Origin of the sequence: Paraglaciecola sp. 25GB23A (assembly GCF_040012495.1) — a bacterium.
GTDB lineage: Bacteria > Pseudomonadota > Gammaproteobacteria > Enterobacterales > Alteromonadaceae > Paraglaciecola.
Map to the genome: position 1 here is coordinate 235,850 of NZ_JBDYKM010000001.1, position 18,551 is coordinate 254,400.

At 41.7% G+C, this 18,551-nt stretch carries 16 protein-coding genes; 8 read left to right on the plus strand and 8 right to left on the minus strand.

Annotated features, from left to right (window positions below; translation table 11 throughout):
• A complete protein-coding gene (locus ABKW31_RS00985) occupies nucleotides 1-1,227 on the minus strand; it encodes an acyl-CoA dehydrogenase family protein (protein WP_348614257.1) in 1,227 nt (408 codons plus the stop codon).
• 118 nt (nucleotides 1,228-1,345) lie between these two features.
• On the opposite strand from ABKW31_RS00985, the gene ABKW31_RS00990 reads away from it, so the two are divergent.
• Complete coding sequence (locus ABKW31_RS00990) at nucleotides 1,346-2,266, plus strand: LysR family transcriptional regulator (protein WP_348614258.1); 921 nt, start codon at nucleotides 1,346-1,348, stop codon at nucleotides 2,264-2,266.
• A 106-nt stretch (nucleotides 2,267-2,372) separates the two neighbouring features.
• Nucleotides 2,373-3,434 carry an alkene reductase gene (locus ABKW31_RS00995; protein ID WP_348614259.1) on the plus strand — a complete coding sequence of 354 codons (1,062 nt, stop codon included), beginning with the start codon at nucleotides 2,373-2,375 and terminating at the stop codon, nucleotides 3,432-3,434.
• Nucleotides 3,435-3,438: 4 nt separating this feature from the next.
• Here ABKW31_RS00995 and ABKW31_RS01000 read toward each other — a convergent pair whose 3' ends face one another.
• From ABKW31_RS01000 to ABKW31_RS01015, 4 genes are all read right to left on the minus strand, one after another.
• Nucleotides 3,439-4,233 (minus strand): transporter substrate-binding domain-containing protein, encoded by a 795-nt coding sequence (locus ABKW31_RS01000; protein WP_348614260.1) that lies wholly within the window; start codon nucleotides 4,231-4,233, stop codon nucleotides 3,439-3,441.
• Nucleotides 4,234-4,296: 63 nt separating this feature from the next.
• Nucleotides 4,297-5,262 carry a calcium/sodium antiporter gene (locus ABKW31_RS01005; RefSeq protein ID WP_348614261.1) on the minus strand — a complete coding sequence of 322 codons (966 nt, stop codon included), beginning with the start codon at nucleotides 5,260-5,262 and terminating at the stop codon, nucleotides 4,297-4,299.
• Between the two features lie 126 nt (nucleotides 5,263-5,388).
• On the minus strand, nucleotides 5,389-5,766 hold the full coding sequence (locus tag ABKW31_RS01010; protein WP_348614262.1) for a hypothetical protein: 378 nt from the start codon (nucleotides 5,764-5,766) through the stop codon (nucleotides 5,389-5,391).
• 342 nt (nucleotides 5,767-6,108) lie between these two features.
• Complete coding sequence (locus tag ABKW31_RS01015) at nucleotides 6,109-6,447, minus strand: P-II family nitrogen regulator (protein WP_348614263.1); 339 nt, start codon at nucleotides 6,445-6,447, stop codon at nucleotides 6,109-6,111.
• Nucleotides 6,448-6,708: 261 nt separating this feature from the next.
• Between ABKW31_RS01015 and lspA the strand changes: the two genes are divergently transcribed.
• Both lspA and ABKW31_RS01025 read left to right on the plus strand, forming a co-directional pair.
• A complete protein-coding gene (gene lspA / locus ABKW31_RS01020; RefSeq protein WP_348614264.1) occupies nucleotides 6,709-7,206 on the plus strand; it encodes a signal peptidase II in 498 nt (165 codons plus the stop codon).
• A gap of 245 nt (nucleotides 7,207-7,451) precedes the next feature.
• Nucleotides 7,452-9,623 (plus strand): glutamine synthetase III, encoded by a 2,172-nt coding sequence (locus ABKW31_RS01025; RefSeq protein ID WP_348614265.1) that lies wholly within the window; start codon nucleotides 7,452-7,454, stop codon nucleotides 9,621-9,623.
• Between the two features lie 102 nt (nucleotides 9,624-9,725).
• Here the strand turns inward: ABKW31_RS01025 and typA are convergent, their stop codons facing one another.
• Nucleotides 9,726-11,564, minus strand: coding sequence for a translational GTPase TypA (gene typA / locus ABKW31_RS01030; RefSeq protein WP_348614266.1), 1,839 nt, complete (start codon nucleotides 11,562-11,564; stop codon nucleotides 9,726-9,728).
• 377 nt (nucleotides 11,565-11,941) lie between these two features.
• On the opposite strand from typA, the gene glnA reads away from it, so the two are divergent.
• The 4 genes from glnA to glnG all read left to right on the plus strand — a co-directional run bounded on the left by glnA (nucleotide 11,942) and on the right by glnG (nucleotide 16,567).
• Nucleotides 11,942-13,351 (plus strand): glutamate--ammonia ligase, encoded by a 1,410-nt coding sequence (gene glnA / locus ABKW31_RS01035; RefSeq protein ID WP_348614268.1) that lies wholly within the window; start codon nucleotides 11,942-11,944, stop codon nucleotides 13,349-13,351.
• Nucleotides 13,352-13,459: 108 nt separating this feature from the next.
• Nucleotides 13,460-13,987 (plus strand): DUF4124 domain-containing protein, encoded by a 528-nt coding sequence (locus ABKW31_RS01040; protein ID WP_348614270.1) that lies wholly within the window; start codon nucleotides 13,460-13,462, stop codon nucleotides 13,985-13,987.
• Nucleotides 13,988-14,069: 82 nt separating this feature from the next.
• A complete protein-coding gene (gene glnL / locus ABKW31_RS01045) occupies nucleotides 14,070-15,152 on the plus strand; it encodes a nitrogen regulation protein NR(II) (protein ID WP_348614272.1) in 1,083 nt (360 codons plus the stop codon).
• Complete coding sequence (gene glnG, locus ABKW31_RS01050; RefSeq protein ID WP_348614273.1) at nucleotides 15,149-16,567, plus strand: nitrogen regulation protein NR(I); 1,419 nt, start codon at nucleotides 15,149-15,151, stop codon at nucleotides 16,565-16,567. The genes glnL and glnG overlap by 4 nt, the downstream gene beginning before the upstream one ends.
• A 53-nt stretch (nucleotides 16,568-16,620) precedes the next feature.
• Here glnG and ABKW31_RS01055 read toward each other — a convergent pair whose 3' ends face one another.
• Both ABKW31_RS01055 and ABKW31_RS01060 read right to left on the minus strand, forming a co-directional pair.
• On the minus strand, nucleotides 16,621-17,313 hold the full coding sequence (locus ABKW31_RS01055; protein ID WP_348614274.1) for a hypothetical protein: 693 nt from the start codon (nucleotides 17,311-17,313) through the stop codon (nucleotides 16,621-16,623).
• A gap of 76 nt (nucleotides 17,314-17,389) precedes the next feature.
• Nucleotides 17,390-18,532: an HD domain-containing phosphohydrolase gene (locus ABKW31_RS01060; protein ID WP_348614275.1), complete on the minus strand. Its 1,143-nt coding sequence runs from the start codon at nucleotides 18,530-18,532 to the stop codon at nucleotides 17,390-17,392.
• Nucleotides 18,533-18,551: the final 19 nt, after the last annotated feature.

Sequence of the window (18,551 nt, forward strand, 5' to 3'; positions counted from 1 at the left end):
TTAACCTGCCTGATATTTACGTAATTCCAAGCGTGTTACCATGGCCTGATGCACCTCATCCGGGCCATCAGCTAGGCGTAATGAGCGCGCACCTGCAGCAAAACGAGCCAGTGGGAAATCACCACACATGCCAGCACCACCGTGAATTTGTACCGCCATATCAACCACTTGTTCTAACATTCTAGGCACTGCGACTTTAATTGCAGATATTTCTGTCATGGCGTGCTTCACACCCACATTGTCTATTTTCCATGCTGCATAAAGAGTCAATAAACGAGCTTGATCAATCGCAATACGCGCATCTGCAATGCGTTCGCCATTGCCGCCCAACTTGAGCAGCGGTCGACCGAAGGCCGTGCGACTTAAACCGCGTTGCATGGCTAACTCTAATGCTTTCTCAGCCATACCAATGGAGCGCATACAGTGGTGAATACGGCCTGGACCTAAACGCCCTTGGGCGATGGCAAAGCCTTGACCTAAACCAACCAGTAAGTTTTCTTTCGGCACACGCACATTGGTAAAGTGCATTTCACCATGGCCAAAGGGGGCATCATAATCTCCATAGGCTTGTAACATGCGTTTGATTTCAATACCGGCAGAATCAAGAGGCACTATAACCATAGAATGCTGACTGTGCTTGTCGTTTTCTGGGTTAGATAAAGCCATAAAAATAGCCACTTTAGCATTGGGATGACCAAGACCTGTGGTCCACCATTTTTTACCATTGAGTACTAATTCATCGCCGTCAAGTTCAACGGTCGCTTGCATATTGGTGGCATCAGAGCTGGCGACATCGGGTTCAGTCATGCCAAAAACTGAACGAATTTCTCCGGCTAAAAGTGGTTTAAGCCACTTATCTTGTTGAGCCTGATCACCAAAGTGATAAAGCACTTCCATATTGCCTGTATCAGGGGCATTACAATTAAATATTTCTGAAGCAAAAATACAGCGACCCATTTGCTCAGCTAAGGGAGCATATTCTAAGCAGCTCAAACCTTGCCCTAGTTCCGCTGAAGGCAGAAATAAATTCCATAAACCTGCAGCTTTAGCTTTTTGTTTTAGTGGCTCAATCAAAGGGTGTACTTGCCAGTTACGCCAATTACCATCTGGATTAAGTGCATGGGTTTCAGCATAAATTTGAGTTTCAAGCGGATAAATATGTTCATCCATAAAGGCTTTTAACCGCTCTAGGTAACCTTGGGTCAGTTCATTGTGAGCAAAGTTCATATTGATATTCCTTTTAGTGTTTCAAACACGGGTGGCAAGAGCATACTGCCAATTATCAATTGAATGAAATGAAAAATAGTATATAAGTAATGTGAATATTATTCACAATGGTGGCTGAGTGACGGATACTAATCAATTACACAAGCTCGACTTAAATCTACTTAAAGTTTTTGAGAGTATTTACCAAGAGCAAAATATGTCGCGTACCGCAGAGTTGCTGCATATTACTCCCTCTGCTGTGAGTCACGCTCTCAAGCGCCTGCGTGATGCCTTAGGTGACCCCCTTTTTGTGCGCAGCAATAATCAAATGTTACCCACATCGGTTTGCCAACAAATGGCCCCTTTAATCATTGATAATTTGAGTCGCTTACGGCAAATTTTGCAACATTGGGGCGCGTTTAATCCCTTGCTCAGTACCCATCATTTTCGTTTAGGTATGCACTATGCGCTTGAGCCCTCTATTTTGCCCCTACTGGCTCGATTGTTGGCTGATGTTGCACCTAATACCACTTTTGCCAGTATAAAAGTGGAGAGGGCTCATTTAACTCGCGCCTTAGCGGCAGGACACATTGATGTGGCTTTTGATGTCGCCTTGCCAATAAAACCGCCGGTTCTGCACAAAAAACTACTAATTGATGAATTTTGTGTGATGATGAAAGTCAGTCATCCGCTAGCGTCCGCGCTAAGCGCAGAGGATTATTTAGCGGCTAAACATATTGGAGTGTCTAATCGACCCAGTGGCGCAGCTTTAGAAGATATATTGTTGCAGCAGCAGGGCTTGGCACGGCAAATAGGTATTCGATGCCAAAATTACTATGCTGCCAAAGATATTGTGGCACAGTCAGATTATTTGCTGACCATGCCTCGTCGCTTAGCCACCCAATTGATTACTCAGTTAGGCATGGCAGCCGATGTAAGTTTACAAGAGCTACCTATTACCCTGACGGGCATAGAGACCCATCTTTATTGGCATACTCAAACCGAGCAAGATGAGGCACTCAGTTGGTTAAGGCATCAAATGAATCATTTATTTGATTGAATGAAAAACACTTCTACAGTAGTAGGGTAGATAAGATTGAAATTACCTTTAATTAGTGCGTAACTGGCTAACGCATTTTTGCTGAAAAATTTGGAATTTAAACACTATGACTGATCTTTTTACCCCTGTTACCTTAGGTAAAGTAGAACTAGCAAATCGTATTATCATGGCGCCGTTAACGCGCTGTCGTGCAACTCTGGAGCATGTTCCTACTGATTTAATGGTGGATTATTATAGTCAGAGAGCGAGTGCCGGCTTAATCATCGCAGAAGCGACTATGGTGGCCGAGGGAAATAGTGCATTTTTTCACGAACCGGGTATTTATTCCGAAGAGCAAATTACTGCATGGCGTAAAGTGACTACAGCAGTGCATGCCAAAGGCGGAAAAATATTTTTACAACTTTGGCATGGTGGTAGAGCCTGCCATCCTGCACTTAATAACGGAAAAGTCCCGGTAGGGCCAAGTGCTATTGCTATTCAAGGGGAGGTTCGTACACCAGAGGGGAAAATGCCTTATGTGGTGCCTAAAGTCCTTAAAGACTCTGATATTGCGGACATTCTTGAAGATTTTACTAAAGCAGCTAAAAACGCTAAAGAAGCGGGATTCGATGGTGTTGAGATCCACGCTGCCAATGGTTATTTGATTGATCAGTTTTTACGCGATGGCTCAAATAAACGTGATGGTGAGTATGGCGGTGATTTAGAAAACCGTGCTCGATTATTATGTGAAGTACTTGATGAAGTCATTAATGTTTGGGGCAGGGGGCACGTAGGCGTGCGCCTGTCGCCTATTAATAGTTTTAACAGCATGCAAGATAGCAACCCCATGGGCTTATTGGAGTATGTGCTTGAACGCATCAGTGAATACGACCTCGCTTATGTGCACTTGATGCGCGCTGATTTTGAACAAAAGCAGCAGGGCGATGTTATGCAAGTGGCATTGGACAATTTCGACGGTAATTTAATTGGCAATATGGGCTATACCTTCAAAGAAGCAACTGTCGCGGTTCAAAAAGGGCAATTAGAAGCCGTTGCTTTTGGCATGCCCTTTGTTGCCAATCCTGATTTAGTACAACGTTTTGCAAATGGTTTGTCACTTGCCCAAGCTGATAGCGCTACTTTGTATACTCATGAAGCTAAGGGCTATAGCGACTACCCCACAGCATAAGCGGCTATTTTGATTGCAGTGTGGCCGGGATCTCAGCCTTTACCCCGTGTTTTTCGAGCAAGCTCGCTAATTGGCCAGATTCTTTGATCGTTTCTATGGCTTGATTGATGATTGGCATCCATTCGCGTTTGTCATCTCTGAGTCTAATAATTATTGAACCATGAGTATGGGCAGCGGCAAAACTAATATCGATATCTAACAGGTTTGCCCAATATCTTGCTGTTTCTTTTTCAATAATGATAGAGGTGAACCTCTCGTGTTTGAGCCCGAGTAGCAACGCCTCTTCATTAAGAAAGTCCATACGTTTAAATTGGTCATCATCAACGTAGAAGTAGCCTGCAATAGTACCTACCGACTGATCATAAATGGCACTGCGGTCAGGCACGGCTGCTACATTTTTCGGCAGAGTCACCACATATTCGGAAACGTTGAATATAGGATTGCTATAGGCAAATTGTGCGGGAGAACGTCCCTCTTTTAGCCATTCTAAACACACAAAATCAAAATCGACTAAGCCATCCAATAAGGCCTTTTCTGCACGTTTTGGCGGGAAATGTACCGCTTCAAATTCGATGCCAGTTAGCTCTTGAATTAGTATGGTGACTTCTTCGAAGATGCCAAGTCGACCCCTCTGTGCACTCTGCTGATAAGGGATCCACCCACCTTGCTGCCCTAAGTCATATCGTAAAAGAACAGGCTCTTGCTTAGTCTCTTCAGCATGGGCTTTCATAGTAAGTAAATACATGCTGCACAGCATGAGAACATAAGCGAACCAGCTGTTCGTTTTATTCGGCTGCATTATTTATTCATCCTTTGGCGTGACGAAACTTTTGACACATTGTTGATACTTGGTAATCATTTTTTAAAAGCTGGTACTGATTAAATAATAATTATAAATTACAAAACAGCTGAGTAAAGCACCACCTTCTAGACGATTAAGTCTTCCGGGTTTTTTGATGCCTAAACAGAAAACCAGCAAGGCAACGGTCACAGCTAACATTAGTAATGCATCTCGATAGAAAAACACCGCGTCTACGGTGACGGGCTGAATCACACCCGCTAAACCGATAACCGCCAAGGTATTGAACATGTTAGAACCAACTACGTTGCCTATGGCCATTTCGTGCTCGCCTTTTTTAACGGCGATTAATGAAGAGATTAATTCAGGTAGAGACGTACCGATACCGATAATGGTTAAGCCAATAATCACGTCACTAACTTCAAAATAGGTGGCTATTTCCACTGCACCCCAGACTAAAACTCGTGAACTGATTACTAACACAACTAAGCCTAAAATCAGCCATACTAGATGGGGTTTTAATTGGGTTTTATCACCCTTAATAGATTCAGTGACTTCATCGGCAAGTTTATCTCCCTTGTCATTTTTGGCATGCCAAATACTCCAGACAATCAGCAGTACAAAAATACCTAGTAGAGATATTGCATCGTCATGAGACAGTTCAAAATCCATTAGCTGCCACACGGAAAAAAACGAGATGGCCAATAATAGCGGAAGTTCTTTACGAATAATGCCTGATTGCACTGCAATAGGGCTGATCAAAGCTGTTAACCCTGCAACCAAAGTGATGTTGGTTATATTTGACCCGTAGGCATTGCCGAGGGCTAGACCACCATTGCCTTGTAATGCGGCAAAAACCGAGACGATGATTTCAGGGGCAGAAGTACCAAAGCCGATGATAAACATGCCTATAAATAACGGTGAAACACCATAATAGCCAGCAGTGAAGGACGCTCCGTGAATAAAACGTTCGGCGCTCCAAATAAGTAGCGGTAGACCCAGCAAAATGGCAAGACTAGCCAACATCATAATACATCTCCATTCTCAAAATTAAGCCGCGGCATAGTAACAGGTTTAGGGTGAACACTAGTGTAAATCAGCTCGATATCAGCTGTTTTCTTTGGCATTTAGGATCTCAGTTACAGGATTACTACCTTAAAAACCGCCTAAAAGTTCTCTTAATTTTTTATCGGCGCGTTCTTTGGCGCTAAGGTTATTATCGTTATTATCTGCTTCCGGCAGCGGATCACCGAACAGTTCTGCAAATTTGACTTTGGCGGCATAAGATTTGTCTTCAGACTTTTTGTTAAACACTCGAAAAGCCGGTTTAAAATAGTCACAGAAGTTAGCTTTTTCAAGATCAGTGACCTGCTCAGCGCGCTCTTCATTGCAGCCCATTCTACTATCATAATATTCACACATCCGGCATACATGCTGGTCAGCGCCACAGTTTGCGCACTCTTCGCGCCGAGAAAGTGGAAAGATAACCCCGTCCAGTTGGCTTAAACATTTCCAACATTGCAGTGATTTCACGTGCGTTCCTTAATGACTTTGCATATTCAATTTGCCGATCTTGCGTGAATTATTAGAATTGATCAAATATTATGACATTACCAACGGGGTCTTTAAACTTGAAGTGAGCTAGGTCAGTATCAGCCAAAATCGCTAAATTAAGTCGCGTATGGTTAGGGAATAAGCATTTTTCAAACGCCCGATACGTAAACCCCATAATATTAGCGCAGCTAATACCGACGACCTGTATAAGTAATTAATTACGCTTAGGTGTTTAAGGGTCCGGCTTCAAAAAACAAAACCTGTTTGAACGGTGTTACCTAAACGAAAAGAGGACTAGGCAAAGGTTTAAGTAGGCAGGGCTTAAATTGCATCCTCATTTTCTTCACCTGTGCGGATCCGAATAGTTCGCTTAAGCGACGTAACAAATATTTTTCCGTCACCTAATTTATCTGTCTTAGCAGTTTGTTCAATTATTTCAATGCTTCGCTCTATTTCTTCGTCGGATAATACGAGCTCTAGCTTAATTTTTGGCAAAAAGTCCACTGAATATTCTGAGCCACGATAGGTTTCAATGTGACCTTTTTGCCGACCATAACCGGTAACTTCGGTAACAGTCAGACCTTTAATACCGGCTTCAGTTAGCGCTTCTCTCACTTCGTCGAGTACATAAGGTTTAATAATAGCTTCAATTTTTTTCATATAAATGACGACGGATTCAACAACGTCTCCCATGGTACAACGGCTGAAAGAAATTAAGTTGTCTGTAAGTAATAACTTAATGGGATAAGTTATTACAAATAATTAACAAAAATTTGATAATTTAAAAAGGCAAATGAAAAAACACAATCTTCCAGCTTAAAATTTGAGTTTATTAGTAGTAATGAAATTTTTAATCGGCATAATTCAAGGCTTGCGCAGTACGTATTATTTTACTGCCCCTTTTTAAAACTAGGAATTTGCATGAGCTTAGTGGTAAAACTTCGTCTTATCTTTATTATTACCTTCGTCAGCGTAGCTATTGATCAAGTGAGTAAGTTGTGGGCTGATCGCTACCTAATCCACTTTACGATGAACAGCTATTGGGGCGATATCGTCAGGATTGGTTATGTGGAAAATCACGGTGCTTTTTTAGGCTTGGGTAGTAGTTTGTCTGAGTCATTACGATTTTGGATATTTGTTGTGGCAGTGGGATTGGTGCTGTTGACGCTACTTATCTATATGTTCAAAAGCAAACAACAGACTACTTACAGTTTAACTTGTCTCGCGTTAATTTTTTCAGGTGGCATCAGTAATTTTTATGATCGTGCAATGAATAATGGCGCTGTTATTGATTTTTTAAATATTGGTATTGGCTCATTACGAACAGGTATTTTTAATATTGCCGACATGGCCATCATGTTAGGTGTGTTTATGTTGTTGTTTGCAAAAAATGAAAACAACAAAAGCCAAAAAGCATAGTTAGCAAGACTCTGTGATTAATAGCAGAGTCTGTACCTTTTATCTCCGATTTCATTGTTGCCCTTCTTAACTTTTCATCTGTTATTTAAGCGATATCCACATAACTGCCTGAACATTTTCTCTTCATTTTAACCTAATTCGGTCTGATTGTTGCTGCATGTCAGTTTAAGTCTAGTGATTTATGTTGTATGGATGGAATAAGTTGGGCGATGCGCCCCGCGTTTTTATTAAGCTGAGGAACAATAATGAGTGGAAATCAAGCAAGAGAACAAGCGATCGCATATATAACCAATCGTGAACCAAAACAGAGCAAAATGCCTGAGTCATTGAGCAAAATCTGGGCAAAGGATGTTTTTAATTTAGCCGCTATGGAAGAAGCATTATCAAAAAATGCTTTTAAAGCCATGAAAAATACCGTGCAAACTGGCGCTCCACTCGACCCCGCTACCGCTGATGTGGTTGCTGCAGCGATGAAAGACTGGGCGATGTCTAAGGGCGTTAAATTCTTCTCACATATTTTTTACCCAATGACCAATATTACGGCTGAAAAACATGATGGTTTTATCATTACTAATTCTGACGGCAATGCAATTACAGAATTTACTGGGAGTTTGCTTATAAAAGGTGAGCCAGACGGCTCTTCTTTTCCCAATGGTAGTTTGCGCATGACCAATGCGGCTCGTGGGTATACCGCTTGGGATCCCACTAGTCCGGCCTATGTTATGCACACGGATAATGGCTCTACGCTGATGATACCCAGTGTGTTTATGTCTTGGACCGGTGAAGCCCTAGATAAAAAAATTCCACTGTTACGTTCCAATGCGGCGATGAATAAATCTGCGACCAAAGTGTTGTCATTGATGGGCGAGGTAGAAATCGCTCCGCTTAATTCAAGTTGTGGTGCAGAGCAAGAATACTTTTTAGTGGATGAGAATTTTGCCAATAGCCGCCCTGATTTATTGCTAGCAGGAAGAACCTTATTTGGTGCACCACCGGCCAAAGGCCAGCAGTTTGATGATCATTATTTCGGTGCTATACCTGCGCGCGTTCAAGTGTTTATGCAAGATTTTGAAGATAAGCTTTATCATTTAGGCATTCCTGCCAAGACCCATCACAATGAAGTCGCCCCCGGTCAATTTGAAATTGCTCCCTATTTTGAAGCGGCTAATGTCGCGGCGGATCATCAGCAATTGTTAATGACCTTGATGAAAAGTACCGCCAAACAACATGGTTTTTTATGTTTATTACACGAGAAACCGTTTGCAGGTGTCAATGGGTCTGGTAAACACGTTAACTGGTCTGTGGGCAATGCCACACAGGGTAATTTACTGGATCCGGGCAGCACGCCCCATGACAACCTTAATTTCTTGTTATTTTGTGGCGCTGTTATTCGTGGCGTTCATCTATACGGCCCATTGTTGCGTGCCGTTATTGCTTCGGCTGCCAATGATCACAGACTAGGGGCAAATGAAGCGCCTCCTGCTATTTTGTCAGTCTATCTAGGTGAACAACTAGAAAGTGTCTTCAATGATATCAAAGCAGGTAAGTTGCTAGAAAAAGCTAAAGGTGGTTTGATGGATTTGGGACTGTCGCAAATCCTAAAATTTGAGCGCGATCCTGGTGACCGCAACCGGACCTCGCCTTTTGCTTTCACGGGCAACCGCTTTGAGTTTCGAGCGGTCGGTTCGTCACAATCTGTATCCGGACCCCTGGTAGCGATGAATACCATGTTAGCCGATTCATTAGATTGGATTGCAGAAAAATTAGAAGTCGCTCTCGCTAATAACGACAAAACCACAGCGGTGATATTAGTGTTGAAAGAGTTAATGGAATTACACGGTAACGTAGTGTTTGGTGGTGATGGTTATTCATCTGAGTGGCACAGCAAAGCGGTAGAAGAGCGCGGACTGAAAAATATTCCCACTGCGGCAGAAGCGCTACCTTATTTTAAAGATAAGGCGATAGTTAGCTTGTTTGAGCGCACTGGCGTGCTCAGCCCAAAAGAACTGTTAAGTCGTTTTGAAGTGTATGCAGAGCAATATATTTTGTCGATTGAGGTTGAAGCTAAACTGGTTAAAGATATTGCTACAACTCGAATTTATCCGGCTGCAATCAAGTATATTTCAGAAATATCAGCTACCAACGCTAGTTTGACGAGTGCAGGTATAGGGCTAAATAAGGAGTCTCTAGAAAAGTTAGTTGCCTTGACCAACACTATGATGACTGCCGTCAGTGAACTCAGCACTGCTATCGATGAACATGGCTTTGATTCGGTCGAAGCACATATGACTTTTTGCGCTAAAACAATATGTCCCTTAATGCTTGAAGTAAGAGCTGCCGTTGACTCACTTGAAGGCATTGTCACTGATGAATATTGGCCCTTGCCAAAATATCAGGAAATGTTATTTATCAAATAACCAGGTTTAAATACTTGGATATAAATTAAAGACTATAGTGTAAATCGTGTATAAAAAAACCGGCTAAGAGCCGGTTTTTTATGTGTTCAAATAATACTGAATTTAGTCTTTTGGACCACGACTCGCACGTTTGCGATCATTTTCAGTTAAATGCTTTTTACGGATACGAATGCTTTTGGGCGTAACTTCAACCAATTCATCATTATCAATAAATTCTAGGGCTTGTTCTAAAGCTAGAATAACCGGCGGTACCAGTGACTGAGCTTCGTCAGTACCTGATGCACGAACGTTAGTTAACTGCTTGCCTTTAAGCGCATTTACAGTTAAGTCATTGTCACGGTTATGCATACCAATAACCATACCTTCGTAAACTTCCACACCATGACCGATAAACAAACGACCACGTTCTTGCATGTTAAACAAGGCGTTAGTCAGCGCTTTACCAGTGGCATTAGCTATTAGTACACCGTTTTTACGTTGACCGATGCTGCCGCCTTTATGCGGGCCATAATGATCAAAAGTATGGTACAACAAACCCGAACCTGAAGTCATGGTCATAAAGTCAGTTTGGAAACCAATCAAACCACGGCTTGGAATGATAAAGTCTAAACGAACACGACCTTTACCATCAGAGGTCATGTTAGTCATTTCGCCTTTACGCAAACCAAGTTGTTCCATCATAGAACCTTGGTGTTGTTCTTCACAGTCGATAGTCACTGTTTCAAAAGGTTCTTCTAATACGCCGTCAACAGTGCGTAAGATTACTTCTGGACGCGATACGGCTAACTCGTAACCTTCACGACGCATGTTTTCGATCAAGATACCTAAGTGTAATTCACCACGGCCTGATACACGGAATTTATCTGCATCTTCGGTTTCATCAACACGTAAGGCTACGTTGTGAATTAACTCGTCTTTCAAACGGTCAAGGATATTACGTGAAGTAACGTATTTACCTTCTTTACCAGCAAAGGGAGAGTTGTTGACTTGGAAAGTCATCGTCACAGTAGGCTCATCCACTGATAAAGGCTTTAATGCTTCGACTTTATTTGGATCGCAGATAGTATCTGAAATTTTCAGTTCACCAAGACCGGTAATAGCAATAATGTCGCCGGCGCTAGCCGATTCAACTTCAGTACGCGCTAATCCCATATAACCCAAAACTTGGCCAATTTTGCCAGTACGTTTGCTGCCATCAGCGCCAACTACTGTTACTGCTTTGCCCGTTTTAACTGAGCCGCGGGTAATACGACCTACACCAATAACGCCAACATAAGAGTTGTAATCAAGCTGTGAAATCTGCATTTGGAAAGGACCATCAAAGTCTGCATCCGGTTGCTTAACATGCTTAACAATGGTTTCGAACAAAGGTGTCATATTCTCGCTTGGAGTATCAACATCATTTGAAGCCCAGCCGTTTAAGGCAGAAGCGTAGACCACTTGGAAATCAAGTTGATCATCTGTTGCACCAAGGTTATCAAACAAATCAAATACTTGATCAATTACCCAACTAGGACGTGCACCAGGCTTATCAACTTTATTGATAACTACTATTGGCTTTAAACCCTGTGCAAACGCTTTTTGCGTAACAAAGCGAGTTTGTGGCATTGGGCCTTCTTGGGCATCAACTAATAATAAAACTGAGTCGACCATCGACAATACGCGCTCTACTTCGCCACCAAAGTCGGCGTGTCCAGGAGTATCTACGATATTTATGCGGTAATCATTCCAGCGTATCGCGGTGTTTTTGGCAAGAATGGTAATACCACGCTCTTTTTCAATGTCATTTGAGTCCATGACGCGCTCTGCAGCAGCTCCACGGCTTTCAAGGGTGCCAGACTGTTGTAAAAGTTTGTCAACTAGGGTGGTTTTACCGTGGTCAACGTGGGCTATTATTGCTATGTTCCTCAAAAAGTCTGTTGAGGTTTGCGGTGCGCTCATGATCTTATCTCTATAGGGGCGACACACAAGTTTGTGCTTCGCCGATTAACTGAAATTTACTGGGCGCGGATTGTACAGGCTTATCATCCATATAGCGAATGACAAATAATGTTTGTTAAAAATTAACTTTATTGGGTGGTCATATAAAATTGCAATGGGGGTCAAATGGTGCAGTAAAGCTGTTTTTGCCCTTCTTTGGTGCGTAATTGCCTTTTTGTGGTGCCTTGTGATTTTTATGTTTCTACAAAATGATGCAGAAAAACCGTAATTATGGGCATTCCTTTCTGTTGGCTATGTGGCATGATAATAGCTTCACTATCTCCATAGCTTAATATTAAGTTAGTGACTTATTCGTATATACTAATCCGGAGGACACCATGTCAGCACAAAAGGCCATAGACCTAATCAAATCAAGCGAAGCTAAATTCGTTGATTTACGCTTTACCGATACCATTGGTAAAGAACAACACGTTTCAATCCCTGCCCATCAAGTTACCGATAGCTTTTTTGAAGATGGTAAAATGTTTGACGGCTCTTCAATTGCCGGTTGGAAAGGCATTCAAGAATCAGACATGGTGTTAATGCCTGATGGTGATACTGCTGTTGTCGATCCTTTCGCAGAAGAAACTCAGGTCAACATTCGTTGTACTATCCTTGAGCCTCACACCATGCAAGGGTACGACCGTGACCCGCGTTCTATTGCTCAGCGTGCAGAGCAATACCTGATTTCTACTGGTATCGGCGACAAAGTATTAATGGGGCCAGAGCCAGAATTTTTCATGTTCAATGACATTCGTTTCCATACTGACATGTCTGGTTCTATGTACAAAATCGATGCAGTTGAAGCTAAATGGAATTCAGGTACTGAGTATGAAGATGGCAATATGGGTCACCGTCCAGGCGTTAAAGGCGGTTATTTCCCAGTTCCTCCAGTCGATTCAGCCCATGACATTCGCGCAGCAATGTGTTTAGTTATGGAAGAAATGGGTTTAACTGTTGAAGCTCATCACCACGAAGTTGCGACAGCTGGGCAAAATGAAATTGCCTGTTTGTTCAATACTATGGTTAAAAAAGCCGATGAAGTACAAATTTACAAGTACGTCGTACATAACGTTGCTCATGCATATGGCTTAACGGCTACCTTTATGCCTAAGCCTATAGTTGGTGATAATGGTTCTGGTATGCACGTTCACCAATCAATCAGTAAAAATGGTAAAAACGTATTCGCTGGCGATAAATACGCTGGTTTGTCTGAAGAGGCCTTGTTCTATATTGGTGGTACTATTAAACATGCTAAGGCCATCAATGCTTTTACAAACCCTGGCACCAACTCATACAAGCGTTTAGTACCGCACTTTGAAGCCCCTGTTATGCTAGCTTACTCAGCGCGTAACCGTTCAGCTTCTATTCGTATTCCTTATGTAACGAGTGAAAGAGCACGCCGTATCGAAGTGCGTTTCCCTGACCCTTCAGCTAACCCATACTTAGCATTTGTTGCATTGTTAATGGCTGGTCTTGACGGTATCAAAAACAAAATTCACCCTGGTGATGCGATGGACAAAGATTTGTACGACTTGCCTGCTGAAGAAGCAGCAGAGATTCCACAAGTTTGTACCTCTCTAGAAATGGCTTTGGATGCATTGGACAACGATCGAGACTTCTTAACTGCAGGCGGTGTTATGTCTGACGATATGATCGATGCCTACATCGAATTAAAGCGCAAAGAAGTACAAAAGCTTAATACTACGACTCACCCAGTCGAATTCGATATGTATTACAGCTGCTAATAGATATATAAATAAATAACAAGCCCGCAAATGCGGGCTTTTTTTTGCCTGTTTTGCGGTTACACTGTTAGTTACTGATATCCAAAACTGCGTAGAATTGAGTTAATCATGAAAAATGCATTCCAGTTAATTGCCTTGTTATCATTGATAGTGACCGCTCCATTGCTTGCAAATACCATATATAAAACAGTTCAAGCTGATGGAACAGTGGTATACAGCGATGTACCGAGCCGTGATTCTGTGCCAGTCAATATGGTGCTAAGTAATAACGTGATAATTCCTAAATTAGCTGATCCTATGACCACTGGGCAGGATATTTCAGAGATTAAGCAGCCTACCACGCAATACCAAATTACGGTGCTGTCTCCTCGGCCTCAAGAAACAATCAGAAATAATAATGGTGAAGTAAATATAAACTTTGAAATCACTCCAGATTATGTCGGAAAGTCATATTTATTAGTTGATAATCAGGTGGTCAATACAAAAGGTAAAACTCAAATCAAGCTTAATAATGTTGAAAGAGGTGAACATTTCATCGAAGTTCAATTACGTGACAACTCAGGCAAGATCTTTGCATCATCAGGAAAGCAGAGCTTCTATTTGCACAAAGCCTCGGCACTTATTAATGCTAATTAGCTATAAATTATATAATTAGTACAAAAGTATCGGCAAGGTATAACCTTATTGCACCGCTATGGTGCTCGATGAAATTGAGTTTATGTCAGAATTTCCAAACTTGGACAATTTATTAGATAATCTATCAACGGCTGTGTTGTTGTTGAACGACAAGTTGCAAATCCAATACGCCAACCATGCCGCTCAGTCTGTATTTGATCGCGGCTTCAATTTGTTAGTTGGTTGTTCTATTTTTCAATACATTGCTCATAGCAGCTTAGATTTAAATCGATTTAATCAAAGCATGCAGCACGGCGAAGCTTATTCAGATGGTGAAGTACAAATCTCCTTTACTGACGGTCGTCATATATTAGCAGATGTATCCGTTACCAATATGGTCGAAGAGCAAAGCAATCAAATATTGCTTGAAATTCGCTTAGTTCAGCAACAAAAAAGAATAAGTCAAGAAACTCACCAGTGGGCGCAACAGCAGGCTGCAAGAGAATTGGTGCGTGGGTTGGCCCATGAAATTAAAAACCCTCTTGGCGGCATTCGTGGCGCTGCTCAGTTATTAGAAAGACAACTAATCAGCGAAGAGCAAAAAGAATTTACTGCCGTCATTATTGAGCAATCAGATCGCCTAAGTAACCTTGTTGACCGTCTATTAGGGCCGAATATTAGACCTAATTTCAAGTGGCAAAACATTCACCAAGTGCTAGAGAAAATTTGCACCCTAGTGAGCCTAGATTTGAGTCACAACATCAAAATTGTAAGAGACTACGACCCGAGTATACCTGACCTATTTATCGATCAAGATATGCTGCAGCAAGCTGCGCTAAACATTGTTAGAAATAGTGTGCAAGTGCTTACCGAAAACAGTAACTATGAAGAATCACAAATTACCTTAATCACGCGGATCGAACGTCATGTCATTATTCACGGCACCACGTTTCCTTTATGTTTGAAGATCCAAATTATTGATAATGGACCCGGTATACCCACTGAATTAAAAGATACGCTTTTTTACCCGATGGTAACCAGCAAAAAAGACGGAACGGGACTGGGCTTATCGATTTCACAAACCTTGATTGGGCATCATCGTGGTAAAATTGAAGTCGATAGTTGGCCAGGACACACAGAATTTACCCTATATTTACCCATTGATAAAAAGGAAGCAGATAAATGAGTTCAGAACCCGTATGGATAGTGGATGACGATAGTTCAATTCGTTGGGTGCTACAAAAAGCTCTACAAACTGCCAATCTTGGTTGTGTGAGTTTCGAGAATCCACAAGATTTGTTACTGCAATTAGAAACAGGGCAAGCGCCTGAGGTAATAGTATCGGATATTCGAATGCCACAAATGGATGGTATGACCTTATTAGGTGAAGTACATAAACTTTATCCTAATATTCCTGTAATTATCATGACTGCTCACTCTGATCTCGATAGTGCAGTGAATGCCTATCAAAGTGGTGCCTTCGAATATTTGCCCAAACCCTTTGATATCGATGAAGCCGTTGGTTTGGTGCGCCGTGCGTTAACTCATGCTAGAGAACAAAGTAAACAGCACCAATCTCCAGAGTTGATTAAAGCCACCGAAATTATTGGTGAAGCACCGGCCATGCAAGAGGTTTTTAGAGCGGTTGGTCGTTTGTCGCGCTCGAGTATCAGCGTACTGATCAACGGTCAATCAGGTACTGGTAAAGAGTTAGTTGCCCAAGCATTGCATCGTCATAGTCCTAGGGCGAAACAGACATTTGTTGCGTTAAATATGGCAGCGATACCGGCCGATTTGATTGAGTCAGAATTATTTGGCCATGAAAAAGGCGCCTTTACAGGGGCGCAAAATGCGCGGCAAGGGCGGTTTGAACAAGCTAATGGCGGTACTTTATTTTTAGATGAAATTGGCGACATGCCTGTCGGTGTGCAAACCCGTCTATTGCGAGTCTTGGCAGACGGTCAGTTTTATCGAGTAGGGGGTCATAATCCTGTTTCGGTCGATGTCAGAATTATTGCAGCAACTCATCAAAACTTAGAGCAGCGTGTGGCAGAGGGGAAATTTCGAGAAGATTTATATCATCGTCTTAACGTGATCCGTATTCACATTCCAAAATTAAGTGAAAGGCGAGAAGATATTCCAATCCTTGCCATGCATTTTTTACAAAAAGCAGCTGCTGAATTGGCCGTAGAAACCAAATCTCTCAGTAAGGAAACTAAGAAAATACTGTCGCAGTTACCTTGGCCAGGAAACGTACGTCAGCTGGAGAATATGTGTCGTTGGTTAACTGTTATGGCCAGTGGTCAAGAGGTTCTACCTCATGATTTACCCCCTGAAATTCATCAGCAACCTATTGTTTCTGAGCAATCATCCAAAGGTAATGATTGGCAGTCTTTACTGTCAAATTGGGCCGATGTGCAACTTCAATCGGGACAAAGTAATATATTAGATGAAGCGGTGCTCAATTTTGAACGTATTTTACTTGAGCGAGCTCTTCACTATACTCACGGACATAAACAAGAAGCGGCAAAGCGTCTAGGTTGGGGCAGAAATACCTTAACACGCAAATTAAAAGAGCTTAATTTAAAACAATATGAATAGCATCATTAGATAGCCAGACAAAGAAAAGTAAAAAAGTGACCTAGGTCACTTTTTTATTGTTTGCTTAAACTGTTTTTTTCGAATTGTGCGTTAAACCCAGGTAATTTTTCTATTATTTTTTGTTGAATTAAGGGCAGTATAGCAGCGTGTTTTTTGTGAATGACATGAAATACGGATATTTCTTGGATATCTACCATGTTGAATTCTTGAGCAAAATCTATTTGTCCGTCTATTAAGAAAAAAGCATAGTCTGCTCTTTTAGCCTTTAACATATCTATTGCATTTACCGTACCTTGGGGCTTCACTATTCTAGCGCTCACCTTTAATTCGGTTAGATAAGGTTCAAATGCATCACTAGAGAGCAATACCTCATTTTTTGAGTGTAAGACGCTTGCTTCACATGTCACGTCTTTTCTACATAGTAGTACCAGCTTGCCAATTTTTAGTGCAGGCTCAACTAAAACGGCATTGGGATACTGTTCTATTGTGCGTCTCACACGCACTACATCTGCATCAACCTCTCCCTCGTTAAGCAATATTAGTCCCCGAGTCGATGGGGTTGATAGCATAGTAACTTTGAACCCAAGCTCAGTGTAAATGTCTTTAATCAAAGCTACATAACCCTCTGCCTGAGGGTAAACAACATAGGAAATAGTCATCTTTTTATCATCAACACTGTGACTAATTGCCCAGGCGCTGCTTGCAAATAGCCAGACTCCGATAGCGCTCAATAGAAATATTTTCAAAAGGTAAATCAAATCCTAAAGTAGTTCTAACTATGATATTAGATTACCTTCACTTAACTTGTTACTAACTTTTTGTTTATTTCGTCAGTAAGGCCGCCATACCTGAGTTAAAGGCTTGCATCCATTTAGTACTAAATTGGCCTTTGGCAATCCGATTAATCTCAATCACTGCTTTTTTCTTAGGTCTTTGCAAGTGACCCTCATGGGCACGAGCATGTGTGATGGCATCAAAGGTATCAAGTATGCCCAATAGCATAGCGCCATCACAAATATCTTGTTCTTTGAGACCCAATGGATAACCTGAGCCATCTATCCGCTCATGGTGTTGCATTACGATTTTACGAGCTTCGTTCCATTGGTTTAAATACTCAAGCAAACGGGCGCTTTTATAGACGTGTGAACGCATTAAATTGAACTCTTGATCCCCTAAGGTGCCTTGTTTATGCAAAAGATGAATGGGCATAAATGCCATGCCAAAATCATGCATGTAGCAAGCAACAGCAAGCTGATCTTCATCAATCGGCGAGCCAGCTATCTTATTAATGTAGGCGGCTAATTTAGCAATGCGGTCACCGCGACCTTCCCAATACATTGAGCGTTTTTCGATGGGCTTCATCAGTTCACGGAAAAACACGATATCAGTGCGTTTTTCATTGCTAATAGATTTGGGTATGCCTGTAGTTGCCAAACTGATGGGCGCATTAGCTGTGGTGTCACCCGCCGTTGAATTGTCTTCGCCTAGATGTAAATCTAAACTGGGGTCTAAGAGTAAAACAGCTTCTGCTAATAGTTTTTCGTGCTGTGTGGAATTTTCAGGTGTGATGCGCATGATTTGCGTAACAAGTTTAGAAAATAACGCGTCGTCATATTCAGCTTTACCATCATTAATACTGCTTTGTACAAAAATTTTAACTCTATCCATGGTCAGCAAGACCAAATCACTCATATTACTGGTGTACTCGATTTGACCTTTACGTAAAAAATCTAATAAATCTTCAACATGCTGTAATAGCGGAATTAAAGGGGTAAAGCTCACTAAACCCAAATCACCTTTTATAGTGTGGATAGAACGAAATAAAGCTCGTTGTAGCTCATTGTCGTGTGGTTTTAGTTCAAGCTCAATGAGCGTTTGCTCACTGGCTTCATAAAGCTCATTAATTTCTTCCAGCAAATCCGTCAGAATATCTTCATCCAAATCTTCATGTTGAAATATTTTCATTACTAGTAGCCTTTTTGAG

What these genes read in the sequence shown, in the direction of transcription:
- glnL (WP_348614272.1), top strand. Translation starts at nt 14,070, where the DNA reads ATGTCAGAATTTCCAAACTTGGACAATTTATTAGATAATCTATCAACG.
- ABKW31_RS01025 (WP_348614265.1), top strand. Translation starts at nt 7,452, where the DNA reads ATGAGTGGAAATCAAGCAAGAGAACAAGCGATCGCATATATAACCAAT.
- typA (WP_348614266.1), bottom strand. Translation starts at nt 11,564, where the DNA reads ATGAGCGCACCGCAAACCTCAACAGACTTTTTGAGGAACATAGCAATA.
- ABKW31_RS01060 (WP_348614275.1), bottom strand. Translation starts at nt 18,532, where the DNA reads ATGAAAATATTTCAACATGAAGATTTGGATGAAGATATTCTGACGGAT.
- glnG (WP_348614273.1), top strand. Translation starts at nt 15,149, where the DNA reads ATGAGTTCAGAACCCGTATGGATAGTGGATGACGATAGTTCAATTCGT.
- ABKW31_RS01005 (WP_348614261.1), bottom strand. Translation starts at nt 5,262, where the DNA reads ATGATGTTGGCTAGTCTTGCCATTTTGCTGGGTCTACCGCTACTTATT.
- ABKW31_RS00985 (WP_348614257.1), bottom strand. Translation starts at nt 1,227, where the DNA reads ATGAACTTTGCTCACAATGAACTGACCCAAGGTTACCTAGAGCGGTTA.
- ABKW31_RS00995 (WP_348614259.1), top strand. Translation starts at nt 2,373, where the DNA reads ATGACTGATCTTTTTACCCCTGTTACCTTAGGTAAAGTAGAACTAGCA.
- ABKW31_RS01040 (WP_348614270.1), top strand. Translation starts at nt 13,460, where the DNA reads ATGAAAAATGCATTCCAGTTAATTGCCTTGTTATCATTGATAGTGACC.
- glnA (WP_348614268.1), top strand. Translation starts at nt 11,942, where the DNA reads ATGTCAGCACAAAAGGCCATAGACCTAATCAAATCAAGCGAAGCTAAA.
- lspA (WP_348614264.1), top strand. Translation starts at nt 6,709, where the DNA reads ATGAGCTTAGTGGTAAAACTTCGTCTTATCTTTATTATTACCTTCGTC.
- ABKW31_RS01015 (WP_348614263.1), bottom strand. Translation starts at nt 6,447, where the DNA reads ATGAAAAAAATTGAAGCTATTATTAAACCTTATGTACTCGACGAAGTG.
- ABKW31_RS01000 (WP_348614260.1), bottom strand. Translation starts at nt 4,233, where the DNA reads ATGCAGCCGAATAAAACGAACAGCTGGTTCGCTTATGTTCTCATGCTG.